This window comes from Acidovorax sp. (genome assembly GCF_046341535.1).
GTDB lineage: Bacteria > Pseudomonadota > Gammaproteobacteria > Burkholderiales > Burkholderiaceae_C > Acidovorax.
On sequence record NZ_JBKDRI010000108.1, the window covers coordinates 26,988 to 37,822 of the forward strand.

At 61.3% G+C, this 10,835-nt stretch carries 10 protein-coding genes; 2 read left to right on the top strand and 8 right to left on the bottom strand.

Annotation, left to right across the window (positions count from 1 at the left end; genetic code table 11):
* Nucleotides 1-32: 32 nt before the first annotated feature.
* From ACK543_RS07805 to ACK543_RS07825, 5 genes are all read right to left on the bottom strand, one after another.
* On the bottom strand, nucleotides 33-806 hold the full coding sequence (locus ACK543_RS07805; RefSeq protein WP_409942282.1) for a YoaK family protein: 774 nt from the start codon (nucleotides 804-806) through the stop codon (nucleotides 33-35).
* Nucleotides 807-815: 9 nt separating this feature from the next.
* Nucleotides 816-1,943: a glycolate oxidase subunit GlcE gene (gene glcE, locus ACK543_RS07810; protein WP_409942291.1), complete on the bottom strand. Its 1,128-nt coding sequence runs from the start codon at nucleotides 1,941-1,943 to the stop codon at nucleotides 816-818.
* 546 nt (nucleotides 1,944-2,489) lie between these two features.
* Complete coding sequence (locus tag ACK543_RS07815; RefSeq protein WP_409942283.1) at nucleotides 2,490-4,034, bottom strand: ammonium transporter; 1,545 nt, start codon at nucleotides 4,032-4,034, stop codon at nucleotides 2,490-2,492.
* Nucleotides 4,035-4,066: 32 nt separating this feature from the next.
* Nucleotides 4,067-4,405, bottom strand: a complete 339-nt coding sequence (gene glnK, locus ACK543_RS07820; RefSeq protein ID WP_409942284.1) for a P-II family nitrogen regulator — start codon at nucleotides 4,403-4,405, stop codon at nucleotides 4,067-4,069.
* Nucleotides 4,406-4,451: 46 nt separating this feature from the next.
* The gene (locus ACK543_RS07825; protein ID WP_409942285.1) at nucleotides 4,452-5,162 is read right to left on the bottom strand and encodes a TorF family putative porin; all 711 of its coding nucleotides are present in this window, start codon (nucleotides 5,160-5,162) and stop codon (nucleotides 4,452-4,454) included.
* Between the two features lie 214 nt (nucleotides 5,163-5,376).
* On the opposite strand from ACK543_RS07825, the gene ACK543_RS07830 reads away from it, so the two are divergent.
* On the top strand, nucleotides 5,377-6,921 hold the full coding sequence (locus tag ACK543_RS07830; protein ID WP_409942286.1) for a YifB family Mg chelatase-like AAA ATPase: 1,545 nt from the start codon (nucleotides 5,377-5,379) through the stop codon (nucleotides 6,919-6,921).
* A gap of 231 nt (nucleotides 6,922-7,152) precedes the next feature.
* A complete protein-coding gene (locus ACK543_RS07835; protein ID WP_409942287.1) occupies nucleotides 7,153-7,926 on the top strand; it encodes a ferredoxin--NADP reductase in 774 nt (257 codons plus the stop codon).
* A 106-nt stretch (nucleotides 7,927-8,032) separates the two neighbouring features.
* On the opposite strand, the gene ACK543_RS07840 is transcribed toward ACK543_RS07835, so the two are convergent.
* The 3 genes from ACK543_RS07840 to ACK543_RS07850 all read right to left on the bottom strand — a co-directional run.
* Nucleotides 8,033-9,028, bottom strand: coding sequence for an acyltransferase family protein (locus ACK543_RS07840; protein WP_409942288.1), 996 nt, complete (start codon nucleotides 9,026-9,028; stop codon nucleotides 8,033-8,035).
* Nucleotides 9,029-9,129: 101 nt separating this feature from the next.
* Complete coding sequence (locus ACK543_RS07845) at nucleotides 9,130-9,822, bottom strand: hypothetical protein (RefSeq protein ID WP_409942289.1); 693 nt, start codon at nucleotides 9,820-9,822, stop codon at nucleotides 9,130-9,132.
* Between the two features lie 550 nt (nucleotides 9,823-10,372).
* A partial coding sequence (locus ACK543_RS07850) for an FAD-linked oxidase C-terminal domain-containing protein (RefSeq protein ID WP_409942290.1) occupies nucleotides 10,373-10,835 on the bottom strand: 463 nt, incomplete at its 5' end.

Sequence of the window (10,835 nt, forward strand, 5' to 3'; positions counted from 1 at the left end):
AAGTCGATGGTTTGCGGGCGCGTGCGCAGGGGTTAGCGGTGAGCGGCTGGCAGCGGGGCGTCGGGCGCCGCTGCGTTCGGCGGCGGGCGGCGCAAGCGCGCGCGGTCGGCCCACAGCGGTGGCAACGACAGCACCAGCAGCACCACGGCCAGCGGCACCACAAAAACGAAACCCACATGCTTGAACCCTGCAGCACCGGCAACACCGCCCAGGAAGAACATCGCCAGCAGGCTGGCAAACAGCCGCAGGCGCTCCTGGCTGGCCGCCGCCTGCGCTTGCGGGGCCGTGCGGGTGCGATTCCAGTAGAGCTTGTGACCCAGCTCCAGTCCCAAGTCCGTCACCACGCCGGTCATGTGCGTGGTGCGGATCTGCGCGCCCGACATGGTGGTCACCGTGGCGTTTTGCACGCCCATCATGTACGACAGCAGCAGCACCGTGGCAGGCACCGCAAACGGCGTGCTCCAGTGGAGCGTGACGGCCCCCACCAGGCCAAACACCAACATCAGCAGCGCCACCAGCAGCAGCGGCAGCGCATAGCTGCTGTGCAAGCGGCGCTGGCGCGCCCAGTGGACCATGATGGCCGTGGTGGCCGCGCCGCTGGTAAAAGCCAGCAACGCGCCCAGGGCGCCCAGCACCAGGCTGTCGGCCAGCATCGACAGGAACCCGGTCATGTGGGATGTGTACAGGTGCAGCACCAGAAAGCCGCCCGCATTGACCGCACCGGCGTTGAAGGCCAACAGCTGGCCCAGCACGCGGTTGCTGGCCTCGGTGCGGTGGTAGCCAGTGATGTGACGCAGTCGGCGCATGGGCAGTGCCTACCAGTGCGGCGACAGCCGCCCGGGGTTGAAGATGCCCGCCGGATCAAAGCTTTGCTTGATGCGAGCGTGGATCTGTTCCAGCGCCTTCGATCCAAGGTCCAGTTGCCCTCGGGCACCATATTCAAGGTCTTGCGGAGCCACAAACAACATCGCGCTGCCGCCCGCAGCGCGGGCCGCTTCGCGCAGGGCGTCGCCCGCCGACAGGGGCGCCTGCACCCAGCGCAGCGCACCGTGCCACTCCACCAGAGGCTGCGCTGCGCCGGGCAGCGCCAGCACCGGGGCGGTGGCGGGCACCGACAGGCGCCACAGGCCGTGGTCGGCCGGGCGGGCGGCAAACCAGGGCAGGGTCTGCTCGCGGCAGGCCGTCCAGTCTGCGGCCACCACGGCGTTGTCCATGCGCTCGCCGCCCATGGTCCGGCACGCGGCCTCCACCGCCGCCATGGCGCCCCGCAGGCGAACGTAGAGGGTGCCCACACCGGCGTCGTGCACCCAGCAGCTGGCATTGAGCGGCAGCGGTTGCCCCCCCCAGGCATGCAGTTGGGCCAGCGCATCGGCCTGGCTGCGTTCAAAGCGCAGCGTGGCCTCGCCAGGGGCGTTGGGCAGCACCTTCAAGCTGATTTCGGTGAGCAGGCCCAGGGTGCCCCAGGCACCGGCCATGAGGCGCGACACGTCATAACCGGCCACGTTCTTCATGACCTGCCCGCCAAACACCAGCAACTCGGCCCGGCCATTGAGAATCTGGGTGCCGAGAATGAAGTCGCGCACGGCGCCCACGCTGGCGCGGGCCGGGCCCGAAAGCCCTGCAGCCACCATGCCGCCCACCGTGGCCCCCTCCGCCCCGGCCTGCTGGAAATGCGGGGGCTCAAACGGCAGGCACTGGCCCTGCGCGGCCAGCGTGGCCTCCAGTTCGGCCAGCGGGGTGCCGGCACGGGCCGTGACCACCAGCTCGCTGGGCTCGTAGCTCACGATGCCCATGAGCGATCGGGTGTCGAGCACTTCGCCGTGCCGCGATTGGCCATGAAAGTCTTTCGTTCCCCCGCCTCGGATCCGCAAGGGAGTGTGGTCGGCGGCGGCGGCGCGGACGCGTTCGGTGATCTGGGCAAGTGCAAGGTCCATGCGCACAATCGTAGCGGCAGGCGCTGCCGGACGGGGCACCGGCCACCGTGAATTTTTTAAATCAAAGTTGTGCAAATTGCCCAGGGCAGGCCTTCAACGCCTGTCTGTCTGGTGGGGCACAGCCCCTTATCCCAGCCATGGAACACCAAGCCAGGCAAGGCGGATTCGGCACGCGATGCCCCGGATGCTGGGCACCAACCCGAATAAACCTAAAAACGGCAGTTGACCGCTTGTCATCTTGGCGCACACCGCATGGACTCGAGCCTTGGGTTGTTTTTGCAGCCTCACCTTTGGGGTGACAGCGCTATGCACTTGCCAGCACTGCTGTTGGAGCGCCATGCGGTGTTGCTCCTCCTTGCAGGCACGAGCCTGCCGCGTCGTCGCGCCTTGCCTGGCGCCCCAACAGCAGCGCTGGCAAATGCATCCAACTGCCGTTTTTAGGATAAAAAGAGCCCGCCGATAGGGCGGGCTCATTACCTCAGACCAACTCGCAGTATTTATTTTTGTTGCCACGCTGCGGCGCCACCAGACACCGCAGCGCGTCGGGGCGCACGATCAGCGGTTGTAGGCTGTCTCGCCGTGCGATGCGATGTCCAGACCTTCGCGCTCGTCCTCTTCGGTCACACGCAGGCCGATGGTGAGGTCCACGATCTTGTAGGCCACAAAGGACACCACGCCAGACCACACGATGGTGAGCAGCACAGCCTTGAGCTGCGTCCACACCTGGGCAGCGATGGAGTAGTCGGCAGCGGTGACCATGGTCGCGGTGACCCAGTCCGCCACGAAGCCGGGACCACCCAGCGATGGCGCGTTGAAAACGCCGGTCAGCAGGGCACCCACGATGCCGCCGATGCCGTGCACGCCGAACACGTCGAGCGAGTCATCCGCGCCCAGCATCTTCTTGAGACCGTTGACACCCCACAGGCAGGCAAAGCCAGCCACCAGGCCGATGACGAGCGCGCCACCGATGCCGACATTGCCCGCAGCCGGAGTAACAGCCACCAGACCCGCCACCGCACCAGACGCTGCACCCAGCATCGATGCCTTGCCGCGCATCAGGGCTTCACCCATGCACCATGCCAGCACCGCAGCGGCTGTGGCCACCAGGGTGTTGATGAAGGCCAGGGCAGCAAAACCATTGGCTTCCAGGGCAGAACCGGCGTTGAAACCAAACCAGCCCACCCACAGCAGGGAGGCACCCACCATCGTCAGCGTCAGGCTGTGCGGGGCCATGGCTTCGCGGCCATAACCAATTCGCTTGCCCACCATGAAGGCGCCGACCAGGCCGGCCACAGCGGCGTTGATGTGCACCACGGTACCGCCAGCGAAGTCCAGCGCGCCCCACTGCCAGATCTGGCCGGCCTTGCTGGTCATGGCGTCAACCACTTCCTTGGAGGTGTAGGCGTCCGGACCCATCCAGAACCACACCATGTGGGCGATGGGCAGGTAGCTGAACGTGAACCACAGCACCATGAACATCATGACCGCGCCAAACTTGATGCGCTCTGCAAACGCACCCACGATCAGGGCACAGGTGATGCCGGCAAAGGTGGCCTGGAACGCGGCAAACACCACCTCTGGGATCACCACACCCTTGCTGAACGTGGCGGCATTGGCAAACGTGCCTGCGGCGTTGTCCCAGATGCCCTTCATGAACAGCCGGTCAAAGCCGCCGATGAACGCACTGCCCTCGGTGAACGCGAGGCTGTAGCCATAAATGAACCACAGCACCACAATCAGCGAGAACGTGACCATCACCTGCATCAGCACGGACAGCATGTTTTTGCTGCGCACCAGGCCACCGTAGAACAGTGCTAGGCCGGGCAAAACCATCAGGATCACCAAGATGGTGGAGGTCAGCATCCAGGCGGTGTCACCCTTGTTGGGTACGGGGGCCGGGGCTGCGGCTGCAGGGGCTTCGGCGGCTGGAGCGGCGGGGGCGACTGCCGCAGGGGCGGGCGCTGCCACCGCGGCGGCCGGAGCGGCTGCCGCAGGGGCGGTGACCGACGCCTCGGCCGGTGTGGGGGCCTGGGCCAGCACGAGGTTGCCCGTCGTCAGCAGGCCCAACCCCAGGATGAGGGAAGCAAACAGTTTTTTCATGGCGTTTCTCTTGTGTCTGATGCAGCCGACCCTTACAGGGCTTCCTGGCCGGTTTCGCCGGTGCGGATGCGCACCACCTGCTCCAGGTGGGTCACGAAAATTTTGCCGTCGCCGATCTTGCCGGTACGGGCTGCGCTCTCGATGGCTTCGATCACGCGGTCCACCAGATCGTCGGCCACGGCCGCTTCAATCTTGACCTTGGGAAGAAAGTCGACCACATACTCTGCGCCGCGGTACAGCTCCGTGTGGCCTTTTTGGCGCCCGAAGCCCTTGACCTCGGTCACTGTGATGCCCTGCACGCCGATGTCGGAGAGCGCTTCGCGCACTTCGTCGAGCTTGAAGGGCTTGATGATGGCTGTCACCATTTTCATGTCTGGATCCTCCGGTGAAGGGCGCCAGGGCGCCCACTGCGATTGCTTACAGGGTTTTGGTGAGCGAGACGATCAGGCGCGATTTGTTGACCGAGCCGAAGAATGCCTGCTTGTTGGCACCGACCACGGCCGCGCCCAGCGACAGACCCCCGCCGAAGTCGTACGCACCGCCCAGGCTGTAGTCAATATAGTTCGGAGCCGTGATGTCGCCGGCAAAGCGTGTGAAGCCGACCGAGGCCTTCAGCGTGAGGCTGGGCGCCACTTCCTGCGCGAAGGCCAGGTTCAGGTAGCCAGAATTGCGACCGCTCTTGCCAGGGCCGGCGTAGGCGAAGTAGTCCTTGGACAGGGTGTGCGAGTACTTGGCCGTCACCGGGCCGAAGGTGGCGGCACCGTAGAGCTCGGTGGTGTTGCCGCTGCTGTTGCCGGGGTAGATGTAGGTGAGCGCGCCCACATCCAGGTCCAGGCCGCCCGCCTTGAACTTGTAGCCGCCATACAGGTCGGCCTCGATTGAGTTGCCCGACAGCCAGTCCACGCTGGAGTTCCAGTTGCCCACATACCAGCCGCTGTCGCCAAAGGCGTAGTCAAAACCGCCCTGCAGCGCGGGCTTGAGCGCCTTGCTTTTGCTGATGTCCTGGTCCTGGCCACGGAACTTATAGTTGGTGGTCAGGCTGACATTGGCGGTGAGCTGTGCGCTGGCCAACACGGGCAGGGTGGCGATCAGGGCAACGCCCAGGGTCTTGAGGATGGCGTGGGACATGTTTTCTCCGATAAGACAAAGTAGGGACAAACCCTAGCTAGCACAGAGCGTGCCACGCTGATGCGGCCACGATGCGCTACGGTTGCGTTGCGCGACAGCCGGGGCGTTTGCGTTGATGCGCGCTGCTGAACCGTAACGCACACTATTGGTGCAATGCTGCCGAGCGCCCGAGAGTACAGACGCCGGGCGCACCCAACTGGGGAGAAATCGTTTCATGAGTCTTGCATTGGTGCAAAGCCGCGCCCTTTTGGGGCTGCAGGCGCCCGCCGTGACGGTGGAGGTGCATCTGGCCAATGGCCTGCCCAGCTTCACGCTGGTGGGCCTGGCCGAGGTGGAGGTCAAGGAAGCGCGCGAACGCGTGCGATCGGCGCTGCACAACGCGGGACTGGAGTTCCCGCACAACAAGCGGATCACCGTGAACCTGGCCCCTGCCGACCTGCCCAAGGATTCGGGGCGGTTTGACCTGCCGATTGCCCTGGGCATTCTGGCCGCCAGCGGGCAGGTGGACGCGGCGCGCCTGGGCGGCTTCGAATTTGCGGGCGAGCTGTCGCTGTCCGGGGAGCTTCGGCCCGTGCGCGGCGCGCTGGCAACCAGCCTGGCGCTGCAGACGCAGCAGGTCTCATCCTGCCTGGTGCTGCCCCCGGGCAGCGCTGAAGAGGCGGCCCTGGTGCCCGATGCCCGCGTGGTGCGCGCCACGCACCTGCTGGACGTGGTGCGTGCTTTTGCGCCACCGGGCAGCACGCAGGAGGGCGATGCCGAGCTGCCCAACGATGGCTGGACCCCGCTGCGCCCGATGCCGATGGCGGCACCAAGCGGCGGCCCCGACATGGCCGATGTGAAGGGGCAGGCGTTGGCCAAGCGGGCTTTGGAGATTGCCGCTGCGGGCGGCCACAGCGTGTTGATGGCGGGCCCGCCGGGGTCGGGCAAGTCGATGCTGGCCCACCGGTTTGCCGGGCTGCTGCCCGCCATGACGGTGCAGGAGGCGCTGCAGAGCGCGGCCATCGCCAGCCTGGCGGGCCGGTTTGATCCGGCAGCCTGGGGCGCGCGCCCCACCGGCGCGCCCCACCACACGGCCAGCGCGGTGGCCCTGGTGGGCGGCGGCTCGCCTCCGCGGCCGGGCGAGATCTCGCTGGCGCACCACGGTGTGCTGTTTCTGGACGAACTGCCCGAGTTCCCGCGCGCTGCGCTCGAAGCCCTGCGCGAGCCGCTGGAGACGGGTCACATCACCATTGCGCGGGCGGCGCAGCGGGCCGACTTCCCCGCCCGGTTCCAGTTGATCGCGGCGATGAACCCGTGCCCCTGCGGCTTCCTGGGCTCCACGCAGCGCGCCTGCCGCTGCACGCCCGACCAGGTCAGCCGCTACCAGGCCAAGCTCAGCGGCCCGCTGCTGGACCGCATCGACCTGCATTTTGAAGTGCCCGCCCTGCCCGCCGAGCAGCTTGTGAAGGCCCCGGCGGGCGAAGGCTCGGCCGCCATCCGCGCGCGGGTGGAGGGCGCCCGGGCGCGCGCCATGAACCGCCAGGGCAAGCCCAACCAGGCGCTGCAGGGGCAGGAGATCGATGCCCATGTGCTGCTGGCCGACGCGGCCGCAGCGTTTCTGAGCACCGCCGCTGCCCGCCTGGGCTGGTCTGCGCGCAGCACGCACCGTGCGCTGAAGGTGGCACGCACGGTGGCCGACCTGGCCCACAGCGACACCACCGAGGTGAGCCATGTGGCCGAGGCCGTGCAGTACCGCCGGGTGTTGCGTGCGCCCGCGTGAGCCGAAACCGGGCTGCGGGCAAGGCGGTGCATAAGGGCATGACTTTTCTTTCGTTGGAATCGGCGGGTGGAGGGCTGACAATGCACGCTTGCGCGCTTTTGCCGCGGCAGGGAGGGTTTTGCCTTTCGGCCCTGCATGCGGCCCACCCTGGCGCGCCTGCCAGTCTGTTCGTCCCTGCGGCGCGTGATGCGCCGGGGCGGCGGGCCCCGATTTTCATCCTCGCAAGAAACCATGAGTGCCTTTCTCGAAGAACGCGTTCTGACGGTCCACCACTGGACCGACCGGCTTTTCAGCTTCACCACCACGCGTGATCCCGCCCTGCGGTTCTCGAACGGCCACTTCACCATGATCGGCCTGAAGGTCGATGGCAAGCCGCTGCTGCGCGCGTATTCCATCGCCAGCCCCAACTGGGAGGAGCACCTGGAGTTTCTGTCGATCAAGGTCCCCGACGGCCCGCTGACCTCGCGCCTGCAAAACGTCCAGGTCGGCGACACCATCATCGTCGGCAAAAAGCCCACGGGCACGCTGCTCATCGACTACCTGTTGCCCGGTAAAAACCTGTACCTGATTGGCACGGGCACGGGCCTGGCACCCTGGCTGTCCATCGTGCGTGACCCCGAGACCTACGAGCGGTTCGAGAAGGTGGTGGTGGTGCACGGCGTGCGCGAGGTCAACGAGCTGGCCTACCAGGACCTGTTCGAAAAAGAGCTGCCCAACCACGAGTTCCTGGGCGAGATCGTCCGGGACAAGCTGATTTACTACCCCACGGTGACGCGCGAGCCTTTTCGCAACCAGGGCCGCATCACCGACCTCATCCAAAGCGGCGTCTTCCCGGCCAACATCGGCCTGCCGCCACTGGACCCGCTGACCGACCGCGTCATGCTGTGCGGCAGCCCCGCCATGCTGGCCGACCTGAAGACCATGCTGGAAAAGCGCGACTTTGAAGAAGGCAACACCAGCACGCCTGGCGACTTCGTGGTGGAGCGCGCCTTTGTCGAGAAGTGACGCCCGCAGGCGGAGCAAAAAAAGGGAGCCTCGGCTCAAGCCCCTCTGAAATCGTGCTGATAAATTTACTGAGATTCTGGAAATATTATTTATTTACCAAGCCATATCATTTTTTATCGCCTACACTCCGCGCCAACCTTATAAATGGCTTTTCGATTATGAAGTAACTCAAAAATGAAAGAATGACAGTTGCTACAAAAGAAATAATCGAGAGAATATATTTATTGCCTATATAAACAGACAATAGGATTATTGTGGGGTAGTGAATCAGATAAAATGAATATGAAATCTCGGACATCCATTTAATGGACCAGTGATTTTTGTAGTCTATATCCCTCAAGATCAAAAATAGCGCAGCAACACCCAAGCCCGTAATAAATATCGGCGTAACTGCTGATAATTCCCAAGACTTAAATAAAAAGATTGTTGATATTATAACTGATAGCAATGCGGCTTTATCATGTTGAGGGGGCTTCTTTACTGCAATCCACGCACCAATAAGAAAAAATGGCATTTGGGCGATCGCGTTGTTTTGCAAAAAGAAATATCGTTGACCTGGGTCTTGAATTGAAGGGAATATTTTTAAATGGATTACAGCATTTATCCAAAAACATGCTATTGCTACTGAAAAAAAGAGCGATTTCGTTGGCGATCTGTAGAAATAACTAGCAATTATGAAAGCCAAAACATACCATGCAGCTTCAACAGTTAATGTCCATGACACAGGTAGTGCGCTATATTTTGCAAATGCAGAAGGCGAGAAATGTTGCAAAAAGAGTAAATGTGTCAAAAGACTATTTATATCCAATTTTTCGATTGCAAGCGATCCAGTTATAACTGAAAAGGCGATAAACCAAAATAAGTATGCTGGATATATTCTGAGGGCGCGGTGCTTGATGTACTCAGGCGCCGAGTATCTCGCGGCACTTTGTATAATTAAATATCCGCTAATGACGAAAAATATTTGAACGCCGAGCCATCCACCGGATATGCCAAAATATGGTATCGTCAAGATATCCATTGAGTGGAGGTGATTCATAAATACCATCACTACTGCTGCAGCACGTAGTGTTTCAATGGCATGATTTCTTGAGTCGTTCATTTATCCTGGTTTTAATTTATATTATATATTCCTGCGCGGTGCGAAATATAGAATAGAAATAGCCACCCTAAGGTGGCTATTTCCAATAAAACGCAATATTCCTAATATCGCACTGCGTAAAATTCTTTTCCGTTGACTATAGATCCGTTAGGCATTAGCTGACCGTACCAATAGTTAACCATTCCTTTGTTTCTTGCAAACACGTAATTATAAACAAACTGCTCAGTTCCATACTCGTGTAGGCCTGTGCGCCATACATCTTGGAATGGACCCCAGCTTCGATAGTTGCCAATGGTCTTGTAGCGCCATGGCAAATTAAGCATGTGAGTGGTGTCTGTGCAACTCCGAGTGACGCTTGAAACGGCATGAATTTCTTGTCCCGCAATTGGATTAAAGGCGAGCTTTGGAATGAATGGCACATGTACTTGGCCGTGCTGATTCACAGCTTCTCCCATGTACGTTATGCCATTTGAACTCACTGCCCCACCATCCATAAGCAATCCGGATGAGGCGCCGCCGTCCATATGATCCGCCACGAAAAGTGTTCCGCTTCCGAAGTATAACGGGCATGTCGTTTGAGAGTAATTAATTGAAACTAAACGGTTCCAGGGCGTTCGCCTTGTAACAGTCAACTGCATCGTATTTTCATCCCATTGACCCTCGATGTCATAACCTTGGTACACAATGGTTGAGCCAGAGTTCATTGGGTAGTATGGATTGCCTGTTTGCGCACTGGTTAAACTTGGCAATAGTGCAGAAAGCATAATCACGAAAAATGATACTAGAGACTTCATAATATTCTCTTCCTCCCGAATGGTTTGCTATACAAATCATTTGCTGCGTACACCTTCGGGTGGTTACCCTTGGTTCCGCCCTACAAGAAAGCTTCGCGTTGTTGATTTCGACTTGAGGCATCCTAGCGTCGTAGTCAGACAAAAACTTTCGATTCCATTATACGAGCATAAGGAACGGATGGGGAAAGAGTTCGTTCACTCTTAAACCCAAATTGTATCTAGTTGAATTAAGGGGTGGCCGCCCGCCTAACCCAGTCCGATCCCTTTTGGATTGCCCTGCGGGCACGGCTACAGGCCACCTTGCCCGCTATTGGGGGAAGAGCTGCGCACATCCCCAGGCGATTTATCAACACGTTTTCAGAGGGGCTTGGCCTCGGCTCCTTTTTTGTTTTGAGCCCTGGCAGGCTGTTGGCCAAGCGCCGCGAGCCCGCAAGCGCTGCGGGCCAGGCGTGGGCCGCGTCATGCACGGCACCCGCAGCATCAAAATTTTGTTAAAAACAGCCTGTCGCGCTCGATGCTATTCGGTTTACAGCTATTATTTTTATAGCATTCACAGCACGAAGATCTTGCCCGGGTTCAGGGTGTTCTTCGGGTCCAGGGCGCGCTTGATGGCGCGCATCATGTCCACTGCGCCGGTGCCGGTTTCGTCCAGCAGGAACCCCATTTTGTGCAAGCCCACGCCGTGCTCGCCAGTGCAGGTGCCGCCCAGGGACAGCGCCCGGGCGACCAGCTTGTGGTTGAGGTCTTCGGCGATGATGCGCTCCTGGGCGATGTGGGGGTCGAGCAGGTAGCCAAAGTGGAAGTTTCCGTCGCCCACATGGCCGACCAGGAAGTACGGCAGGCCGCTGGCCTCGGCCTCGTCCACCGATGCAAGCAGGCAGTCGGCCAGGCGGCTGATGGGCACGCAGGTGTCGGTGCTGATCGCGCGGCAGCCCGGGCGGCTTTGCACCGCCGCAAAGTAGGCGTTGTGCCGCGCGGTCCACAGGCGGGTGCGCTCCTCGGGCGTGCTGGCC